We start from the raw sequence: 20,037 nt of genomic DNA, 5'->3' as shown, positions 1-20,037 counted from the left end.
AGGAAAGTTAATTGCGGGGGCAGGATTTGAACCTGCGGCCTTCGGGTTATGAGCCCGACGAGCTACCGGGCTGCTCCACCCCGCGTCATTATAAAGTTATATGGTGGAGGCTGAGGGGATCGAACCCCCGACCCTCTGCTTGTAAGGCAGATGCTCTCCCAGCTGAGCTAAGCCTCCATAATATGACCCGTAGGGGATTCGAACCCCTGTTACCTCCGTGAAAGGGAGGTGTCTTAACCCCTTGACCAACGGGCCTTGCTAAAAATATCTGGCGGAGAGAGAGGGATTCGAACCCTCGAGACGCTTGTGACGCCTACACGATTTCCAATCGTGCTCCTTCGGCCAGCTCGGACACCTCTCCATATGGCTCCCCGAACAGGGCTCGAACCTGTGACAACTCGATTAACAGTCGAGTGCTCTACCAACTGAGCTATCAGGGAATGGTGGAGCCAAGCGGGATCGAACCGCTGACCTCCTGCTTGCAAGGCAGGCGCTCTCCCAGCTGAGCTATGGCCCCATACTCTGGTGTATTTCTTGTTGTGGTCTTGCTATGGGCCCTGGTGGACTCGAACCACCGGCCTCACCCTTATCAGAGGTGCGCTCTAACCAACTGAGCTAAGGGCCCTTATCAATTTTCGAAAAAAAATACCCCAATGGGGTTTCGCTTGGCGGCGTCCTACTCTCCCAGGACCCTGCGGTCCAAGTACCATCGGCGCTAGAGGGCTTAACGGTCGTGTTCGGGATGGGTACGTGTGGAACCCCTCCGCCATCGCCACCAAACGCATAGCATAGCTTACATTTCAGAGATCGTTCTCTGAAAACTAGATTCGAAACGAAACATGCGAATTATCACTTGCTATTGGATAAGCCCTCGACCGATTAGTACTGGTCAGCTCCATGCATTGCTGCACTTCCACCCCCAGCCTATCTACCTCGTCGTCTTCAAGGGGTCTTACATACTGGGAAATCTCATCTTGAGGGGGGCTTCACGCTTAGATGCTTTCAGCGTTTATCCCGTCCGTACATAGCTACCCAGCGGTGCTCCTGGCGGAACAACTGGTACACCAGCGGTACGTCCATCCCGGTCCTCTCGTACTAAGGACAGCTCCTCTCAAATTTCCTACGCCCACGACAGATAGGGACCGAACTGTCTCACGACGTTCTGAACCCAGCTCGCGTACCGCTTTAATGGGCGAACAGCCCAACCCTTGGGACCTACTTCAGCCCCAGGATGCGATGAGCCGACATCGAGGTGCCAAACCTCCCCGTCGATGTGGACTCTTGGGGGAGATAAGCCTGTTATCCCCAGGGTAGCTTTTATCCGTTGAGCGATGGCCCTTCCATGCGGTACCACCGGATCACTAAGCCCGACTTTCGTCCCTGCTCGACTTGTAGGTCTCGCAGTCAAGCTCCCTTATGCCTTTGCACTCTTCGAATGATTTCCAACCATTCTGAGGGAACCTTTGGGCGCCTCCGTTACTCTTTAGGAGGCGACCGCCCCAGTCAAACTGCCCACCTGACACTGTCCCCGCACCGGATTACGGTACCAGGTTAGAACCTAGATACGATCAGGGTGGTATCCCAACGTTGCCTCCACACAAGCTGGCGCTCATGCTTCAAAGGCTCCCACCTATCCTGTACAGATCGTACCCAAATTCAATATCAAGCTGCAGTAAAGCTCCATGGGGTCTTTCCGTCTTGTCGCGGGTAACCTGCATCTTCACAGGTATTAAAATTTCACCGGATCTCTCGTTGAGACAGCGCCCAAGTCGTTACGCCATTCGTGCGGGTCAGAATTTACCTGACAAGGAATTTCGCTACCTTAGGACCGTTATAGTTACGGCCGCCGTTTACTGGGGCTTCGGTTCACAGCTTCGGGATTGCTCCCTAACCACTCCCCTTAACCTTCCAGCACCGGGCAGGCGTCAGCCCGTATACTTCGCCTTACGGCTTCGCACAGACCTGTGTTTTTGCTAAACAGTCGCTTGGGCCTTTTCACTGCGGCCCCCTCGTGCTATTCACACTACCGGGGCACCCCTTCTCCCGAAGTTACGGGGTCATTTTGCCGAGTTCCTTAACGAGAGTTCTTCCGCGCGCCTTAGAATACTCTTCTCGCCTACCTGTGTCGGTTTGCGGTACGGGCACCATCACCTGGCTAGAGGCTTTTCTTGGCAGTGTGAGATCATGACCTTCGCTACTATAATTTTCGCTCCCCATCACAGCTCAGCCTTACAATGTGCGGATTTGCCTACACATCAGCCTTACTGCTTAGACGGACATCCATCAGTCCGCGTCACTACCCTACTGCGTCCCCCCATTGCTCATAACGGCTTACGGTGGTACAGGAATTTCGACCTGTTGTCCTTCGACTACGCCTTTCGGCCTCGCCTTAGGTCCCGACTTACCCTGAGCGGACGAGCCTTCCTCAGGAACCCTTAGGCTTTCGGCGGATCAGATTCTCACTGATCTTTTCGTTACTCATACCGGCATTCTCACTTGTATAATGTCCAGCGCTCCTTACGGTACACCTTCAACCCTTATACAACGCTCCCCTACCCCTGATGCAAAGCATCAAGCCATAGCTTCGGTGGTGTGTTTAGCCCCGTTACATTTTCGGCGCAGAGTCACTCGACCAGTGAGCTATTACGCACTCTTTCAATGGTGGCTGCTTCTAAGCCAACATCCTGGTTGTCTGTGCAACTCCACATCCTTTCCCACTTAACACACACTTGGGGACCTTAGCTGATGGTCTGGGCTGTTTCCCTTTTGACAATGGATCTTAGCACTCACTGTCTGACTCCCGGAAGTAAGTCTATGGCATTCGGAGTTTGACTGAGCTTGGTAACCCTTGCGGGCCCCGCACCCAATCAGTGCTCTACCTCCACGACTCTGTTTTCCGAGGCTAGCCCTAAAGCTATTTCGGGGAGAACCAGCTATCTCCGAGTTCGATTGGAATTTCTCCGCTACCCCCACCTCATCCCCGCATTTTTCAACATGCGTGGGTTCGGGCCTCCAGTGCGTGTTACCGCACCTTCACCCTGGACAGGGGTAGATCACCCGGTTTCGGGTCTACGTCCACGTACTAAGTCGCCCTATTCAGACTCGCTTTCGCTGCGGCTCCGGCTCTTCACCTTAACCTTGCACGGGAACGTAACTCGCCGGTTCATTCTACAAAAGGCACGCCATCACCCCTAAAACGGGCTCTGACTTTTTGTAAGCACACGGTTTCAGGTTCTATTTCACTCCCCTTCCGGGGTGCTTTTCACCTTTCCCTCACGGTACTGCTTCACTATCGGTCGCTAGGAAGTATTTAGCCTTGGCAGATGGTCCTGCCGGATTCATACGGGGTTTCACGTGCCCCGCACTACTCGGGATCCGTCTCGGAGGGAACAGACTTTCAACTACAGGGCTTTTACCTTCTTTGGCGGGCCTTTCCAGACCTCTTCGCTTAACCGGTTCCTTTGTAACTCCATGTGAGACGTCCCACAACCCCAAAGAGCAAGCTCTCTGGTTTGGGCTTCTCCGCGTTCGCTCGCCGCTACTGACGGAATCACTATTGTTTTCTCTTCCTCAGGGTACTTAGATGTTTCAGTTCCCCTGGTATGCCTCTACACAACCTATGTATTCAGTTGTGAGTAACTGGAAATTACCCCAGCTGGGTTTCCCCATTCGGACACCCCCGGATCAAAGCTTGCTTACAGCTCCCCGAGGCAGTTTCGTTGTTCGCCACGTCCTTCATCGGCTCCTAGCGCCTAGGCATCCTCCGTGTGCTCTTAGTAGCTTAACCTCGTGCTCCGGTTTCGACTGCTCGCTTCCCTTGTTTTGCTTGCGCAAAGCCAAAAGTCGCTCCCATTCGATACCATCGTACGTGCAATCTACCTTATAAAAACACTTCACTTGTTTACACAAGATCAGCTTAAAGGAATGTTCTAATTCGCGTTTGTTTCGTTTCGATATCTAGTTTTCAAAGAACAAGCTCCATGCAAAAGCAAGCTGTTTGAGAGTTTGAGCTCTCAAAACCGAACAACGAGTGAGTGTTTTGCAGCTAAGCTGCATATTTGAATGTTTCCGTTGCAGGAAACGATTCTCCATAGAAAGGAGGTGATCCAGCCGCACCTTCCGATACGGCTACCTTGTTACGACTTCACCCCAATCATCTATCCCACCTTCGGCGGCTGGCTCCTTGCGGTTACCCCACCGACTTCGGGTGTTATAAACTCTCGTGGTGTGACGGGCGGTGTGTACAAGACCCGGGAACGTATTCACCGCGGCATGCTGATCCGCGATTACTAGCAATTCCGACTTCATGCAGGCGAGTTGCAGCCTGCAATCCGAACTGAGACCGGCTTTGTTGGGATTGGCTCCATCTCGCGATTTCGCAGCCCGTTGTACCGGCCATTGTAGTACGTGTGTAGCCCAGGTCATAAGGGGCATGATGATTTGACGTCATCCCCACCTTCCTCCGGTTTGTCACCGGCAGTCTATCTAGAGTGCCCACCCGAAGTGCTGGCAACTAAATATAAGGGTTGCGCTCGTTGCGGGACTTAACCCAACATCTCACGACACGAGCTGACGACAACCATGCACCACCTGTCTCCTCTGTCCCGAAGGAAAGATACATCTCTGCATCGATCAGAGGGATGTCAAGACCTGGTAAGGTTCTTCGCGTTGCTTCGAATTAAACCACATACTCCACTGCTTGTGCGGGTCCCCGTCAATTCCTTTGAGTTTCAGTCTTGCGACCGTACTCCCCAGGCGGAGTGCTTAATGTGTTAACTTCGGCACCAAGGGTATCGAAACCCCTAACACCTAGCACTCATCGTTTACGGCGTGGACTACCAGGGTATCTAATCCTGTTTGCTCCCCACGCTTTCGCGCCTCAGCGTCAGTTACAGCCCAGAGAGTCGCCTTCGCCACTGGTGTTCCTCCACATATCTACGCATTTCACCGCTACACGTGGAATTCCACTCTCCTCTTCTGCACTCAAGTCACCCAGTTTCCAGTGCGATCCGGGGTTGAGCCCCGGGATTAAACACCAGACTTAAATGACCGCCTGCGCGCGCTTTACGCCCAATAATTCCGGACAACGCTTGCCCCCTACGTATTACCGCGGCTGCTGGCACGTAGTTAGCCGGGGCTTTCTTCTCAGGTACCGTCACCTTGAGAGCAGTTACTCTCCCAAGCGTTCTTCCCTGGCAACAGAGCTTTACGATCCGAAAACCTTCATCACTCACGCGGCATTGCTCCGTCAGGCTTTCGCCCATTGCGGAAGATTCCCTACTGCTGCCTCCCGTAGGAGTCTGGGCCGTGTCTCAGTCCCAGTGTGGCCGATCACCCTCTCAGGTCGGCTACGCATCGTCGCCTTGGTGAGCCGTTACCTCACCAACTAGCTAATGCGCCGCAGGCCCATCCCCAAGTGACAGATTGCTCCGTCTTTCCAGTTTCCTTCAGGCGAAGAAAACAATTATTCGGTATTAGCTACCGTTTCCGGTAGTTGTCCCAAACTTGAGGGCAGGTTGCCTACGTGTTACTCACCCGTCCGCCGCTAACCATCCGAGAAGCAAGCTTCTCTTCAAGTCCGCTCGACTTGCATGTATTAGGCATGCCGCCAGCGTTCGTCCTGAGCCAGGATCAAACTCTCCAATAAAGTATTGAAAAGAGCGATAAGCTCATTTTGAATCTGACGAGATTAAAAATCTCAATTGTGCTCCAGTCAATTCAAGCCAAGGCTTGTTTCAAACTTTCGCGTTCATTCTGCAAGCAGAATGTTTACTCACTCGTTGTTCAGTTTTCAAAGATCAAACTTGCTTTGTTACCGAATGCTGTTCTCTTCAGCAACTCTTATATAATATCATGTCCGAACCAACTTTGCAAGCTCTTTTTTTAAGTTTCTTTCGAAGCTTATTTCATTCGCTTGCCGCACCGTGTATCTCGTGTTTTTTTGGCCGGAAATAGAATATACCATGTACAGATTTCAATTGCAAGTCTTTTTTCAAAAATGATAATCAACCCACATCATCAGCACAATATGTAATCTGACGCTCCTGTATTATAGAAATAACTCTCAGCATCCTTATTACGGCGCTTCTAATACACATATCCATTAAACATAACCAGGGAAGCCACTTCCACTGCGGTTGCAGTGAACAATTGATTGTGACTAGCCCTAGTTTTCGGAGATCTCAGTTTTCTTTCCTTCTATAATAGATAAGAAAGTATATTCCTTAGGCTCAGCCTACATACTCCACTTCACTTCTCAGTGATTACAATATGCGCTTACCAAGTAACGAAGCGATCAGTTCCACACCAAGTCGTGCCGTATGTCTATTGTGATCAAACAACGGATTCACCTCAACCAGTTCCATCGACGTAACTTGATTTGTGGAAGCAAGTATCTCCAATGCATAATGTGCCTCTCGGTAATTCAGACCACCAGGTACTGGGGTTCCCACACCCGGAGCTTCCCGCGGATCCAGACAATCCATGTCGAAGCTGACATGAATACCATCTGTCCCTTTTCCCGCTGTAGCTATTGCTTCCTCAATAACTTGCTTTATTCCCATACGGTCAATATCATGCATCGTAAATGCTCGGATTCCCAGTCCCTTAATCTGCTCTTTCTCATACTCATCCAGATCACGCAGACCAATATAGACCAAGTTGGACGGATCAATAAACGCGCCTGCTCCAGCAATGTGCGACAGATTGAATGCAGTATGCCCCAAGGATGCAGCCACACTCATCCCATGCATATTACCGGACAAGCTGCGTTCTTCCGTATTCAAGTCTGCATGCGCATCAAACCAGATCACACCCAAATTCGAATAATGTGCTGTTAGCCCGGCAAAAGTACCAATCGCTACACTATGATCTCCCCCAAGCACAAGTGGAAAAGCCCCCTCCTCTACTGCACCTGATACTTCACTACACACCTTCTCACTGACCTGACGTACCTCATTTAAGTGTTTTACACGATTTCGCTCAATAGGGACAGCAGGTTCAGAAGGACAATCTACCCGCACTTCTTTGGAAAGCACTAACCCCAGACTCGCAATCTCCCGCTTCAGTCCAGCTGTAATCAATTCATCAGGCCCCAACTCTGCTCCACCTCTTGCTCCACCAAGTCCAAAAGGAACCTTAATGATAGCAATATTACGCCGCACAGATGTTTGACTTGTATTAATAGAAGTATCTTTTATTCCACCATGGACATCATCATCATTTTTCATGTAGGTCAGCTCCCTCATTGGTGATCAACACCTGCTCAATTCTCTCCAGTGCCCAGTCAATCTCGGACTCTTTAATCGTCAGTGGTGGGGCAAATCGAATGGTTGTCTCATGGGTTTCTTTACACAGCAGTCCAGTAGACATCAACCGCTCACAATAAGGGCGGGCTGGTTCATGCAGTTCAACACCAATAAATAAACCTTTCCCCCGAATATCCCGTATGGCTGAACTGCGAATATCTCGAAGTCTTTTCATAAAATAGTTCCCCAGACGCTCCGATCGCTCAGCAAGCTTCTCATCTTCAAGAACATCCAGAGCTGCTATAGCCACGGCGCAAGCGAGTGGGTTACCCCCAAACGTAGAACCATGAGACCCCGGCTCAAACAAATCAAGTATCTCCGCATCAGCAGCGATAGCTGAGATGGGCATGACTCCTCCCCCCAGCGCTTTGCCCATAATCCAGATGTCTGGTTCAACCCCTTCCCAGTCGGAGGCAAAACGGCGACCTGTTCTGCCAAATCCGGTCTGGATCTCATCAGATACAGTCAACACCTGCTGGCTCTTACACAGAGCAAAAGCTTCTGCCAAATATCCATCAGGCGGGATAACGATTCCAGCTTCGCCCTGAATAGGCTCTACAAGAAAGCCAGCCGTATTTGGTGTAATGGCCTGCTTCAGCGCTTCAATATCTCCATAGGGAATAATCCGGAATCCAGGTGTGAACGGCCCAAAATCTTTTTTATACTCCGCTGAAGAAGAAAAAGAGGTAACCGTCAGAGTTCTTCCATGAAAGTTACCAGAGCATACGATAATCTCGGCTTGATTTTCCGGTACACCTTTGCAACGATAAGCCCATCTACGTACCGCCTTCACCGCAGTCTCCACCGCTTCCGCTCCTGTATTCATGGCGAGAATCTTCGATTTCCCCGTGAATTGTGAGAGTTTCTGATAAAAAAGAGAAGCTGAGCTGCTGTGAAATGCCCGTGATGTCAGCGTAACCTGATCTGCCTGATCCTTGAGCGCCTGTATGATCACAGGATGTCTATGACCATGATTCAATGCAGAGTATGCACTTAACATATCCATATAACGGCGGCCTTCAGGGTCTTCCACCCATACCCCTTCCGCCTGTTCAATAACAATAGGGAGCGGATGATAATTAGGTGCAGCATAACGCTCCGACCAATCAATTAACATTTTGGAATCTGACATACACACCCAACACCTTTCCAAAATATTGTATACAAAATACAATAACAATGTATGCGATGCCATCGCCATTTACGACTACATCTCTCTTTTTCCACTCCAGCCTAATCCAAGCCTTTCTCGAATCCAATCCTATATCAATAGTTAGCGAGAAGTAGACAGTCTACGTTCCAACCAAGAGAGTAAATTAGCCAGTGTAAATGTGATTATAAAATAGAGGCCGGCGGCAACAAGCAGCGGAGCAAGCGGCTGGAACGTAACACCCTGAATCGTTCTGGCCGTGTATATAATCTCGGCTATGCCGATCATGGAGACAAGCGAAGAATCTTTAATAATAATAATGAATTCATTGCCGATAGCTGGAAGCATGTTACGAAAAGCCTGCGGCAGTATAATATAACGAAGTGTCATACCTTTTGTCATACCAAGGGAGCGCGAAGCTTCGGTCTGTCCTTTATCAATTGCTTGAATCCCGGCCCTGAACACCTCCGCCATATAAGCCGAGCTATTCATCGTCAGAGCTACCACCCCCGACATAAATGCCGGCAAGTTCACACCTACAACCGTCAGACCATAATGAATAATAAGAATCTGTACCAGCATCGGTGTTCCTCGAATGAGTTCAATATACGCCGATGCCACAAATTTAATTGGCCATATTCGGGATATTCGCATTAGCGCCATGATTACACCCAGCAACGTACCAAACAATACACCGAAGAAGGAAAGTTCAAGCGTGACCCACGCACTTCGTGCATAATCCTGCCAATGTTCTAATAGAAAGGAAAAATCTAAATTCACGGCATATCCCTCACTCGTCCGGTTTATTCGCCGAGCATCTCATTTGCTTCAACGACGAACCGTTCAATATCTCCGTTCGTTTTGAGCTTTTCCAATGTAGTGTTGATCTGATCCAGCAGCTTCTGATTACCTTTCTTCACCGCGATGGCCGAACCACCCTCGTCTTCAGCCTGTTCAATCTTCACACCTGCAACAACAAGCCCCTCTTGGTTCTTCACATACTGTTCAGCCACCGGCTTCTCCAGGATGAGTGCGTCTACACGCCCCGTCTGCAACTCCAGAATCAGTTCAGGTATTTTGGCCAGAGAAGTGAGCTTTGCTCCCTCTATTTCCCGAGCAATCCCTTCCTGAATGGAACTCTTTTGTACACCAACCTGTTTACCTGATAGATCATCCATGGACTTTAATGCCGCACCTTCCCCATCTCTAACAAGTACAGCCTGCTCTGCATAATAGTAGATATCCGTAAAATCAACATTCTTCTTTCGTTCTTCGGTAGGGGTTAAGCCTGATATCACAAAATCAACCTTATCTGTACCAAGGGCCATAAGAAGGCCATCAAAGTCCATGTCCTCAATCTTCAGCTCGGCTCCCAGATCAGCCGCAATTGCTTTGGCAATCTCGATGTCAAAACCTACAATGGTATCTTTACCATCGATTTTCTTATGAAATTCATAGGGTGCATAGTCCGCACTGGTTCCAAGTACAATGACTTCCTTTTCCGCAGAGCTACTGCCCGAAGACGAAGTAGCGTCTGATCCGGTCTCTGTCGTTTTTTCCTGCCCACATGCGGACATGAATACAACCACTAACAACAGCATCATTGGCAAAAGCACTTTTTTCACACATCATACCCCTATTCTTTTTTTGAATGAGTAACATAATGGTTTGTATACAATATACATAAGACAATATATGGACTTATATGTAAGTAATACTAACAAACATTCTGGTTTATCACAATCATTATTTAAACATTTATACGCTTTAATTCCATAAAATGTGCTATATATAACATGGCATTTACATCGGCTGAAACATGAAGTTTGCTTGCCCAACTTCCCCCTCGGTGTTAAGATGATAAAAACTTGAAACTCCTGAACGGCGCGTACAGTACGGCCCCACACCCATCTATTTATTCACTATACATAGAAAGGAGGATTCGGTATGGAGGTACCCAAATACCGGTCCTTGAAAGATCACGTATACGATTACATTGCCCAGAAGATTCAAGACGGGACGTTACTTCCCAACCAGAAGATCAACGAGGCAGAAATATGCAAAAAGCTGGACATCAGTCGCACGCCTACTCGGGAGGCGCTTTTCCAGCTGGCTTCAGACAATCTGCTGCAATACATCCCACGCAGGGGATTTATTGTCACTCCTTTTGATGCAGGCAAAAAACTGGAGTTCTCCCAAGCGATCGGTGTGCTGGAGGCGCTTGCTGCCACACTTGCAGCAGACCATCTCAGACCATCTGAACTTTTGGAGATGGAAACCCTGGTTGTTCGAATGGACGAAGATATCAGCCAGCTTGATCTTGCTGCCTACAACAAAAACCAATATCAGTTCCATAATCTGTACATCCAGCGATGTGGTAATGCAACAGTCATTGAGATGTTAAACACATTGAAGAACAGTTTCATCCGGCAATCTTATGTTAGTGATAATAAACCAAAGCTATCTGAGGTACTGCTCGAAGTTAATGAAGAGCACCGGCAAATTTTAAGTGCTTTTCGAGCCAAAGATAAGAACCAACTGGAAGCCCTGCTCAAACACCACTGGCGGATTATCGACAACGATATGTTGTAGTACGTTCTGTCAAAACAAACTAAAGGCAACCCACACGATTGTGTGAGTTGTCTTTTTCCTATTTTTCCTTTTTGACCTCCAACGGTGCCCTAGCCGCAAAAACAGCATATCCCAACTTTTTTCCGTATTTCGCGAGCAAACGATCATTGGTTTGACTCATTCGCTGCATACGTACATCCTCAAACCAATTCATATCGATCTCGCGATGTGGATCATGATCAACGCTCCATTTTCCCATGGATCGCGAATGTTCTTTGACCTCTACCTTGGTGAAACCACACTGCTTGAGGCGTTTTCTCCATGCTGTGGCCGTTACCAGGGTTCGTATACCGTAAAATTGCTTTAATCTGCGACACATCAATTCGGTCTTCTGGCCTGATAGAACCATCTCCCGATCCACTAAAAGTCCACCAGGTTTCAACACTCTTCTATACTCAGCAAGTGCACTCCGCCATGGGGTGAAGATCGTGACCGACTCTACAAATACCACATCAAAATGATTTTCCGGAAAAGGTAACGATGTTACATCAGCCTGAACAAATCGAACATCCACCCGTTCTCGTCTCGCTCGCCGAACTGCCTTATCCAGCATATTGCGATGAAGATCAATCGCCGTTACCCGATATCCACTTTTAGCCAAGTAACACGCAGTCCTCCCAGTGCCACACCCTATCTCAAGAATATGATTACTCACAGGCAGAGATAAGCCATCCAGCAACTTCAGTGTTGCCAAAAATCCTCCAGGATGGGCACTTCCCTCCCCTAACCGAGCCAACATGTCATGATAATCCACGCGACATCCCCTCCTCACTTCTCCCAGTGTATGGAGCAGATTCAAAAACGGCTCCTCCCTATTCGATTTTCCGGGTACTCGTCCATACCAATTGCTCTTCTTTTTACTATGATATACAAACCGTTGAATTCAAGCGGCAACCGCATCTAATGAGGAGGATTTGCATGTACAGAATTAATCGGGTATGTGAAGAAACGGTTTCTCCGCACGTTGGACGTTCCGTTTGTCTCGTTATGAACGACGGTAAGCATATGTATGGTACGCTTAGTCAATGTCGTGATGGCAAAATTTATTTGAACGGGTGCTTCGAGGGACCACGGCTGTGTTCAGTCAAATCCAAACAGCAGCTGGTAAAAAGCAGCAAGAAAAACGCTGTTGCAACAAAGAAAGTTAAATCTTCGGCCTATGGTCCATATGGTTACGGAGGATACGGTGGGGGTTACGGCTATGGAGCAGGGATCGATCTGGCTCTGGTAGCAACATTGTTTCTGCTGCCATTCCTGTTCATCTAAATTCCAATCTGATCGTGGTAAAATTGTAGTCATAACAAAGACCCTTTTTGCTTATAGCGAAAAGGGTCTTTGTCTTTTTCATACGATTCACATCAATTACACTATATTTTCTGTTGAAAAATGATACAAAAAAAGGCATTCGCCAAAACGAATGCCGGGAACTTCATATTTAATACCCTTACCTTCGCACAGGGTGTCTATTTGATCTTAAAAAAAAACACCTCGTTAGAGGCGGGTAAGCTATGTTAAATCCGATTTCCTTTAGGCATCGTTTTCAGATTACTATTCGAATTCTCAAGCAATGGTAGCATCCTAGTCGTGCTGACCATCTCAGAAGCACATATCGGACAAGTAGGTACGTTATCAAACGCAAAATTGTCCCGCATCCATCCTTTGCACGTATCACTCGTACATTCCCAGATTGCCGCATCAGCTTGTGGAATCTCTTCCAACGGTTTTTTGCGATTATACATGACTTCTACCCCCTTTGTTATGGAAAAACATCTAACCGACGTTATTTCACAGAAGCCTACACTTAGCGGAAGTTTCACGTCCCACCGGACTCCTGCCTCGACAACTAATGGGCCGACTTTTATATAACTGATCAAAAAAAAGAAGCTGCCTTTACCATTATAACATGTTAAAGGCAGCTATGCTTTAATTACAGTTTTACAACTTCTTCTGCTTGAGGACCACGGTTTCCTTGTACAATTTTAAATTGCACGCGTTGACCTTCGTCCAGCGTTTTGAAGCCTTCGCCTGTAATAGCGCTGAAGTGTACGAATACATCTTCTCCGCCTTCAACTTCGATGAAACCGAAGCCTTTATCAGCGTTGAACCATTTTACTGTTCCGTTTTGCATGTGAATTACACCTCCAAATAAAGATTAACATGTTCCTTTGTTCTTTGCAGCAAGCAAATAAAAATTCACACATTGAAAAAGGTACCAGTCATAAACCTATAAGTGATCGCCCTTTACAATATATGAATTAGGTTTTCCACTCTCTACAACTTGTTTTTATTATAACTCCATTTCAGCCAAAAAGCAAATCTTTGTATTTTCTTTTCAAACAGCTTTGGAAATACATGTTATTAACACACGTGGGGCCAGGGTTTATCACGCTTATGTGACTGATCACTTGTGTACGGTCTTATGAAAGGATATGCAGATCTAATCCATCTTATACATTTTTTATATAATATTCTGACATGCATATCCAACACAACCAATGAATCATCTTACTCCAGTATAACACACTATGTCCATGCCCACATAAATGCATCCCGATCCCAGGCGATCTGCCCACGATGAAGCTTTCGGAAAGCCTTCTTCACTTCCTTGGACAATGATGTATTGCCGTTCTCGTTCACAAAAACAAACTCTTCACCAAAATGGGTCTTAACATATTCTATGGCAGCTTCCTGATGAAGTGTTCCTGTGAATTTAATCTCCTGTACCATCCATTCCGCTACACCTTGTGCTGTCTTCTCCACTATATCACCTACTGTCTAAACCTAATGTACGGATAGGCAGACCTCGTATCATGAACATATCTGTCTTCCCGCCAGACTGAAGTATACCATGATCCAACTGCTGACGGGAAACTGTATGATAACTACTTTCAAGCAATACCGGAAAGAACCTTAATGGACAACCGTATTGGCTTGCTCACTCCCTTTGGATGGAATGGACGAATTTGTTCGAATGCTCCACACTAACCATGCACAGTAAGCAATCAGTATTGCCAGTATAAACAGATCGTAAGGAAGTGTACCTGTGTCCTCCAGATCATTCCCTAGAAATTGAATCAGATTATGTATGAAATGAAACAATATAAGCGGTACGATATTTCCTTTCTTCAGCATCAATAACGCCATTACAACTCCCAAGAGCAGCGCATAGATCAATTGCATGATCGTATCCGTCATATCCTGACCAGACAATGCGTTCAACAGATGTGTAATCGAAAACAATATGCTGGAGGTCACAACTGCGGCCCCTGCACTTTTTTGAAGCAAGGTCTTGAAAATAAGCCCACGATAGATCGTTTCCTCAACAAAAGCTACGAGCAAGGTAAAAAAGATGAAAAAGGCTACCCGTGACAAGCTCAGCTCCCCAAATCCTTTCAGGGCAATTGTACCCAGTACAAGGAGTAGTGGAATATAATACTTTGCGTGGCCAGCTGGGATACTTCGCAAAGATCGGAATCCAGTCTCTCCCCACTTGCGCCTTAACGTCAGATAGATCATCAGAACAATGGCGATGGGTGTAAAGGAAATGAGTACAGGGGAAGTGTAGTCAAGTTGCTTTATCGTTGCAATGGCCCCCGCAGCAAATACGGCTAACAGGAGAAGCAGCTCAATAATCACAACGGTGAGCACAGGTTTGCGCTCGGAAAAGGAATGTTTTGGCTTGGATTGCGGATTAATCATACATTTGCCTACCTCGTTTCATTTATGTTTTCCGTTGTCATAAGAACTTATATACCAATATAGTTGTATCACATCATCCGTCTATTGAATATTCCTATTATGGATAAAACTATAAAAGTAACAAAAAAGAGACTTATCCTGACTTCTTTTCCCCTAAAATCAGGTATGGCTTATACCTTTATCTGTCCATTATAGTATTACAAGAGTTCAAAGCTGCAGGGGTGTCGCGACTCTTCAGCGTCATATATCTATGAAGTACACATAACGATAGTTTCACAATGCATAATGAAATCAGGGGGATACTATGAAAGCATTCTTTCAGCGCTGGGGGCATTTACTGGCTATTCTGTGCATACCGCTCCAAGGCTCCATTTACGTATTTCTAGGCAGCAACACCGGAAGTGATGTCTTCTACAATTATGCTTGGATTGACACACAGATTCCTTTTCTCAAAGAATTTATTTATCCGTACATTAGCTGGATGCCCATTCTGTATCTTGGATTTCTCTATTTGGGTCTGACGAACAAGTCGCTATTCTGGCGTACGTTGATTACCTATAATGTTGGTGTCATGGCTGCCAATGTCTGTTTTGCGGTGTTCCCTACCCATGTCCCGCGCCCGGAGCTCGGCGGAACTGATCTGAGCAGCGTGTTAGTGCAGTTTATCTATACCAATGATGCGCCCTTCAACTGTTTCCCAAGTGTTCACGTTCTGACCAGCTACTTGCTGTTTATTGTGATCAACAGACACTTGAACTTTAAGCCTTTGGCACGGATTTCTTGGTCGGTATGGCTGTGGTTGATTATTGCTTCAACGGTGTTTGTAAAACAGCATTCCTTGCTGGACATCGCTGGAGGTATTTTGTTTGCTGAGGCCGCGTATTGGACTGTACATGTCTTTGCTCTTCGTCTTGGGCAGGCACGAAAAAAAGGCAAGCAGCCACTCACAGCCTCTAACCCAAGCAGTCATGTATAACGACATATATATATGTAACAGGTGGGATGATGATCCTGCTATACAGCAAAAGAGGGCATAGGCCCTCTTTTTTTGTACTCATTTAATTAAACCTACTTATATAGAAGAACTTTATTTGGATTGGACTACGCGTTTCACGCTATAGGTGGTCGTTCATGAAGAAGGTCAGACGGTGGACTTCCGGTTATACGTTTGAATATGCGGTAAAAATAAGACAGGTCCCGGTAGCCGAGAAATTCGGCAATTTCCTGGATGGAGAGTTGTGACTCAGTGAGCAGATATATGGCTCGTTTCATCCGTTGATCATGGACATATTGACTGATGGTCTGATTTGTCATGCTTTTGAATAATGCTGCAGCATAATTGGGAGTTTTATTGATCTCGTCCCCGAGTTCTTCCTTCGTCACTTTCTCCCGATAATGCCGCTCAATATATCGCTTCATCCGTTCAACATGATTATGCCTCTCCGGCGGGATAACTCCACGATCAAGCTCCCTGTTCATATAAATCAACACTTCCATCAATAAGGCTTGGCTCATCATGACATAATAAGACGGACGCTCCTGCCATTGTTGATAAATAGCGCTCATGCGTTGATGGATCAGTTCGTAACATCCAGGTTTATGCCGCAAAGCCTCATACCGTTCCAGTGCAGGCAGAGTTTCGGTATGGTCGCGTTGCAATTGAATTACAATCTGTGTGTGCGTTACTGTAGGAATACTCTTGCCGTAATATGGGGTACCACCTGGAATGAGGAGCAATTCCCCCTTTTCCATGATCTGTTTATCACCGTTCACCCAATATACACATTTTCCATAAGTAACCAAGCTAAGCCGCCAAGTTTCTTGAGATTGCACAGCTTCTTCGTACCAACCGACACCATTAATATGTCGTACTTCAAGTGGAGTGACCATAACACACCTCATTATCGGACTATACTCTAATCATTGTACTATAGTTCATACCCTGATTCGACAGAAAACGCTACAATACACATATAAGCTTAAATATGAGGAGGAAATTAGCATGTTAAAAACAAAAATTATTTGTACCATGGGACCTGCTTGTGACTCAATCGAATTGTTAAAAGTAATGATTCAGGAAGGTATGACCGTTGCCCGTCTGAACATGGCTCATGGCGAACTGGAAGATCACGTTACACGGATTAACAATATCCGCAAAGCAGCTTCCGAACTGAACACCTATATACCGATCATGATGGACATCAAAGGGCCGGAAGTACGTATCGGTAAACTGAAAGAAGCATCATGCCATCTGCAAGCTGGTAAAGAGCTGATCCTGACTACTGAAGAAATTCTCGGTGACGCTGAGCGTATCTCGGTAAACTATCCAGAACTGAACCTCGTTGTGAAACCTGGCGATCGTATCCTCATCGATGATGGCCTTGTGGATCTGACTGTACTGTCTGTGGAAGGATCCGATATCCATTGTAAAATCATCAGTGGCGGCATTCTGAAACCACGCAAAGGGGTTAACTTGCCAGGAATCAAAACGACATTGCCAGGTGTAACCGAGCGTGACGTTATGCACATCGGATTTGGGATCGAAAACGATATCGAAATTATCGCAGCATCCTTTGTTCGTAAAGGTGATGACATCCGTGAAATCCGCAGCATTTTGAAAGAACGCGGTGTAGACCACGTACAGATCATCTCCAAAATTGAAAACCAGGAAGGTATGACGAACCTGGACGATATTATTGAAGCATCTGACGGCATCATGGTAGCTCGTGGAGATCTCGGTGTTGAGGTGCCAATCGAAGACGTACCAATGATGCAAAAAGAAATGATCGATAAATGTAACCGCGCTGGTAAACCGGTTATCGTAGCTACACACATGCTGGAGTCCATGCAAGTGAACCCACGCCCTACTCGTTCCGAAGTTAGTGACGTGGCCAATGCTGTACTTCAAGGTGCTGACGTTGTGATGTTGTCCGGTGAATCAGCTGCTGGTAAATATCCGGTACAATCCGTGCGCACGATGGCTGCTGTTGCTCGCCGTGCCGAAACAATGATCGATTACAAAGAGCAATTCGCACAAAAATCGGCTCAACAGATCGCTGATATTACTGAAGTTATCAGTCAGGGCGCTGTAAGTTCTTCCCTCGTACTGAATGCAAAAGCAATCATCACTTCGACTGAGAGTGGATTCACAGCACGCATGATCTCCAAATATCGTCCAAAAGCGCCAATCATCGCAGTTACACAACATGAAGAAGTATTGGCGAAAATCTGCCTGCTCTCAGGTGTCATTCCGGTTATGGGCGACAAAGTAACAACAACGGATGAAATGTTCGAATCGGCTACGCGTAACGCAATTAAAACAGGTTACATTGAAAAAGGTGACATCATTGTATTGTCCGCTGGTGTTCCAATCGGTCAATCCGGTAATACAAACCTGATCAAAGTTCAACAAGTTTAATTCAATAGCTGAAACTGAAGCTATATATATTAGCTATAAAATAGAAATACAAAAAACCACTGGGAGCAGAAATGCTTCCCGGTGGTTTTTTGTTGATGTTGTTGCCAATGATCGTGATGTTATAACAAACGGCTTCGAGATTATAGATTCCTCGAGTAATTAACCAGATCCTGTGACATGGTGTTGATCTCATCCATTGAAGCATTTACCTGCTGTGTCAGGGCAGCCTGATTTTGCGTTAACGTGGACATATTACCGATATGTTCAAGAATCTGATCAATCAGTGTTTTCATCTTCTGCATGCTATCTTCGATATTTACTGTGGCCTCCGAACTGTGATCAGCCAGTTTCCGCACTTCACCTGCAACGACGCCAAATCCCAGTCCCAGCTCTCCCGCTCGTGCAGCTTCAATTGCTGCATTCAACCCCAGCAGATTGGTCTGACTGGCAATCTCTCGAATAAACACGGTGATATTCTTCGTATCATCTGCACTGCTTTTCACTTGAATGGCTGCATCGGCAGATAATTCCTGTGCAGTCACCAGATCCTGTGCCTGATCGGTAATCGAGTTGATTCCACGTACCATCTCGCCAATGGACTCCGACAATTGTTTTGTTTTCAGATTCATGGCTTCCACGATCTGTTCCTTATTCTTCTCATGGGTAACATCTCGAATGGTTCCAGCTACACGGAGCGGTACTCCATCCTGATCTCGAATGGTCTCCCCACCCGCGTGATACCACCGATACTCCCCGTCTTTGCGCTGCAGACGATAATCCAGATCATACGGCGTACGACCACTGTAATCGTTCATGTGTCTGGCAAATTCGTTGATCGTCCGATCATGGTCTTCCGGATGAAGTCGGCTACTCCAGCTGCTGAACACATTCGGGAAATCCTGCTCGTCTTTAAACCCTAACTCTTTACGGAACTGGGGTGACCACCAAAATTCATTGTTCGGATTAACTACATCTCCAGCCACAACGGTCATATCCCACGGTGCCTCCACCAAGGCGCGGTTAACCAGATCATATCGGGTGACGAGTGCTTCCAGCTCATCAGACTTGCTCTTCTCCTCATGAATATCAAACATGATGCCCAGAAGTTTGACCGGAACTCCAGCCTGATTTCGGATGACTTGTCCAAGGCATCGGAACCAGCGAGTCTCTCCACTTTTTGTAATCATACGGCTGATGACGTTATAGGCAGTTGTTGCTTTTGTGTCATTCACATGTTTCATAATCTCCTGCACCAGTTGAGGTCTGTCATCCGGATAGATCGATTTGGCCCAGCTTGCAAATGAATCGGGATAATCCTTGGCATTATGGAAGCCTAACATTTGGCGGAATTCATTCGAAAATGCGACGATATTATTGTTATCCAGTGGATCACCGGCAACAATTTCAGATTCCCATAATCCCACATTCATCGCCTGATTCAGCATTCTAAGGCGCATTTCCACGGCTTCGTTTTGTGCTTTCATCATATGTACTGCTTTTTTGATATTACTAGCTATTTCATCAGTATCCTGAAACTCAATACCATCTTCGATCCATGCGTCATAGTTGCCCCTTTCTGCGTTTGCTACCAGTTTACGACTATACTCCAATAAATTCTGATGCGCATCTATACGAAGGTGTTTGGTCGATTCAGTACGTTTACGAAACATGCTCATTTCTCCTCTTAGCTCATATGATATATATTTCGACATTATCAGACATTAAGTGTAGAGCAATGGTCTTAATTTTGTATAAAAACAAGAACCAGCGCTGAAACAGCACTGGTTCTTATATTAATTGCCTTTATTTTTTATGAAAATAAATCTTAAATG

At 46.6% G+C, this 20,037-nt stretch carries 15 protein-coding genes, 7 tRNA genes and 3 rRNA genes; 4 read left to right on the top strand and 21 right to left on the bottom strand.

The genetic code is table 11. The features are described from left to right. Positions 1-11: 11 nt before the first annotated feature. From MHH92_RS01695 to MHH92_RS01630, 14 genes are all read right to left on the bottom strand, one after another. Positions 12-85: transfer RNA gene (locus MHH92_RS01695), tRNA-Met, on the bottom strand. 16 nt (positions 86-101) lie between these two features. After that, positions 102-177 (bottom strand) — tRNA-Val (locus MHH92_RS01690). A gap of 6 nt (positions 178-183) precedes the next feature. Further along, a tRNA-Glu gene (locus tag MHH92_RS01685) sits at positions 184-255 on the bottom strand. Positions 256-269: 14 nt separating this feature from the next. Further along, positions 270-361 (bottom strand) — tRNA-Ser (locus MHH92_RS01680). Between the two features lie 3 nt (positions 362-364). Continuing rightward, positions 365-440 (bottom strand) — tRNA-Asn (locus MHH92_RS01675). A gap of 1 nt (position 441) precedes the next feature. After that, positions 442-517: transfer RNA gene (locus MHH92_RS01670), tRNA-Ala, on the bottom strand. A 34-nt stretch (positions 518-551) separates the two neighbouring features. Beyond that, positions 552-625 (bottom strand) — tRNA-Ile (locus MHH92_RS01665). 38 nt (positions 626-663) lie between these two features. Further along, positions 664-780, bottom strand: a 5S ribosomal RNA gene (rrf, locus tag MHH92_RS01660). Between the two features lie 79 nt (positions 781-859). After that, a 23S ribosomal RNA gene (locus MHH92_RS01655) occupies positions 860-3,787 on the bottom strand. 307 nt (positions 3,788-4,094) lie between these two features. Further along, positions 4,095-5,647: ribosomal RNA gene (locus MHH92_RS01650) — 16S ribosomal RNA — on the bottom strand. Together the 16S, 23S and 5S rRNA genes with 7 tRNA genes alongside form the textbook arrangement of a ribosomal RNA operon. A 616-nt stretch (positions 5,648-6,263) precedes the next feature. Next, positions 6,264-7,229, bottom strand: a complete 966-nt coding sequence (gene rocF, locus MHH92_RS01645) for an arginase (protein WP_253505060.1) — start codon at positions 7,227-7,229, stop codon at positions 6,264-6,266. Beyond that, entirely contained in the window at positions 7,219-8,439 is a 1,221-nt protein-coding gene (locus MHH92_RS01640) for an ornithine--oxo-acid transaminase (protein WP_253505057.1), read from the bottom strand. Before MHH92_RS01640 ends, rocF begins: the two co-directional genes overlap by 11 nt. A 141-nt stretch (positions 8,440-8,580) precedes the next feature. After that, positions 8,581-9,237 carry an amino acid ABC transporter permease gene (locus tag MHH92_RS01635; protein ID WP_253505054.1) on the bottom strand — a complete coding sequence of 219 codons (657 nt, stop codon included), beginning with the start codon at positions 9,235-9,237 and terminating at the stop codon, positions 8,581-8,583. A 23-nt stretch (positions 9,238-9,260) separates the two neighbouring features. Further along, on the bottom strand, positions 9,261-10,082 hold the full coding sequence (locus tag MHH92_RS01630; RefSeq protein WP_340901639.1) for a transporter substrate-binding domain-containing protein: 822 nt from the start codon (positions 10,080-10,082) through the stop codon (positions 9,261-9,263). A gap of 322 nt (positions 10,083-10,404) precedes the next feature. Here MHH92_RS01630 and MHH92_RS01625 point away from each other — a divergent pair, with 322 nt between their 5' ends. Next, positions 10,405-11,049, top strand: a complete 645-nt coding sequence (locus MHH92_RS01625; protein WP_036671927.1) for a GntR family transcriptional regulator — start codon at positions 10,405-10,407, stop codon at positions 11,047-11,049. Between the two features lie 58 nt (positions 11,050-11,107). Here the strand turns inward: MHH92_RS01625 and MHH92_RS01620 are convergent, their stop codons facing one another. Continuing rightward, positions 11,108-11,842, bottom strand: coding sequence for a class I SAM-dependent methyltransferase (locus MHH92_RS01620; protein WP_340901638.1), 735 nt, complete (start codon positions 11,840-11,842; stop codon positions 11,108-11,110). Between the two features lie 164 nt (positions 11,843-12,006). On the opposite strand from MHH92_RS01620, the gene MHH92_RS01615 reads away from it, so the two are divergent. Continuing rightward, entirely contained in the window at positions 12,007-12,354 is a 348-nt protein-coding gene (locus tag MHH92_RS01615) for a hypothetical protein (protein WP_253505045.1), read from the top strand. A gap of 245 nt (positions 12,355-12,599) precedes the next feature. On the opposite strand, the gene MHH92_RS01610 is transcribed toward MHH92_RS01615, so the two are convergent. From MHH92_RS01610 to MHH92_RS01595, 4 genes are all read right to left on the bottom strand, one after another. Further along, complete coding sequence (locus MHH92_RS01610) at positions 12,600-12,827, bottom strand: cold-shock protein (protein WP_017691121.1); 228 nt, start codon at positions 12,825-12,827, stop codon at positions 12,600-12,602. Positions 12,828-13,015: 188 nt separating this feature from the next. Next, on the bottom strand, positions 13,016-13,216 hold the full coding sequence (locus tag MHH92_RS01605) for a cold-shock protein (protein WP_024633772.1): 201 nt from the start codon (positions 13,214-13,216) through the stop codon (positions 13,016-13,018). A 395-nt stretch (positions 13,217-13,611) separates the two neighbouring features. Continuing rightward, positions 13,612-13,848, bottom strand: a complete 237-nt coding sequence (locus tag MHH92_RS01600) for a DUF6953 family protein (protein WP_036607962.1) — start codon at positions 13,846-13,848, stop codon at positions 13,612-13,614. A 150-nt stretch (positions 13,849-13,998) separates the two neighbouring features. After that, entirely contained in the window at positions 13,999-14,787 is a 789-nt protein-coding gene (locus MHH92_RS01595; protein ID WP_340901637.1) for a CPBP family intramembrane glutamic endopeptidase, read from the bottom strand. Positions 14,788-15,091: 304 nt separating this feature from the next. Between MHH92_RS01595 and MHH92_RS01590 the strand changes: the two genes are divergently transcribed. Further along, positions 15,092-15,763, top strand: coding sequence for a phosphatase PAP2 family protein (locus MHH92_RS01590; RefSeq protein ID WP_340901636.1), 672 nt, complete (start codon positions 15,092-15,094; stop codon positions 15,761-15,763). Between the two features lie 134 nt (positions 15,764-15,897). Here MHH92_RS01590 and MHH92_RS01585 read toward each other — a convergent pair whose 3' ends face one another. After that, a complete protein-coding gene (locus MHH92_RS01585; RefSeq protein WP_036607966.1) occupies positions 15,898-16,677 on the bottom strand; it encodes a helix-turn-helix transcriptional regulator in 780 nt (259 codons plus the stop codon). 112 nt (positions 16,678-16,789) lie between these two features. On the opposite strand from MHH92_RS01585, the gene pyk reads away from it, so the two are divergent. Continuing rightward, positions 16,790-18,205, top strand: a complete 1,416-nt coding sequence (pyk, locus tag MHH92_RS01580) for a pyruvate kinase (protein ID WP_036607968.1) — start codon at positions 16,790-16,792, stop codon at positions 18,203-18,205. A 140-nt stretch (positions 18,206-18,345) separates the two neighbouring features. On the opposite strand, the gene MHH92_RS01575 is transcribed toward pyk, so the two are convergent. Continuing rightward, the gene (locus MHH92_RS01575; RefSeq protein ID WP_253505036.1) at positions 18,346-19,875 is read right to left on the bottom strand and encodes a methyl-accepting chemotaxis protein; all 1,530 of its coding nucleotides are present in this window, start codon (positions 19,873-19,875) and stop codon (positions 18,346-18,348) included. Positions 19,876-20,037 lie beyond the last annotated feature (162 nt).

This window comes from Paenibacillus sp. FSL M7-1414, assembly GCF_038003195.1.
In the GTDB taxonomy this organism is placed as follows: Bacteria; Bacillota; Bacilli; order Paenibacillales; family Paenibacillaceae; genus Paenibacillus; species Paenibacillus amylolyticus.
Note: the sequence above shows the minus strand (reverse complement) of the source record. Positions and strands in the feature narration are given on the sequence as shown.

Excerpts from the sequence above, each read along its gene's own strand:
- MHH92_RS01610 (WP_017691121.1), bottom strand. The coding sequence starts at position 12,827 with ATGTATAATCGCAAAAAACCGTTGGAAGAGATTCCACAAGCTGATGCG.
- MHH92_RS01640 (WP_253505057.1), bottom strand. The coding sequence starts at position 8,439 with ATGTCAGATTCCAAAATGTTAATTGATTGGTCGGAGCGTTATGCTGCA.
- MHH92_RS01590 (WP_340901636.1), top strand. The coding sequence starts at position 15,092 with ATGAAAGCATTCTTTCAGCGCTGGGGGCATTTACTGGCTATTCTGTGC.
- pyk (WP_036607968.1), top strand. The coding sequence starts at position 16,790 with ATGTTAAAAACAAAAATTATTTGTACCATGGGACCTGCTTGTGACTCA.
- MHH92_RS01575 (WP_253505036.1), bottom strand. The coding sequence starts at position 19,875 with ATGTTTCGTAAACGTACTGAATCGACCAAACACCTTCGTATAGATGCG.
- MHH92_RS01625 (WP_036671927.1), top strand. The coding sequence starts at position 10,405 with ATGGAGGTACCCAAATACCGGTCCTTGAAAGATCACGTATACGATTAC.
- MHH92_RS01595 (WP_340901637.1), bottom strand. The coding sequence starts at position 14,787 with ATGATTAATCCGCAATCCAAGCCAAAACATTCCTTTTCCGAGCGCAAA.
- rocF (WP_253505060.1), bottom strand. The coding sequence starts at position 7,229 with ATGAAAAATGATGATGATGTCCATGGTGGAATAAAAGATACTTCTATT.
- MHH92_RS01585 (WP_036607966.1), bottom strand. The coding sequence starts at position 16,677 with ATGGTCACTCCACTTGAAGTACGACATATTAATGGTGTCGGTTGGTAC.
- MHH92_RS01615 (WP_253505045.1), top strand. The coding sequence starts at position 12,007 with ATGTACAGAATTAATCGGGTATGTGAAGAAACGGTTTCTCCGCACGTT.
- MHH92_RS01605 (WP_024633772.1), bottom strand. The coding sequence starts at position 13,216 with ATGCAAAACGGAACAGTAAAATGGTTCAACGCTGATAAAGGCTTCGGT.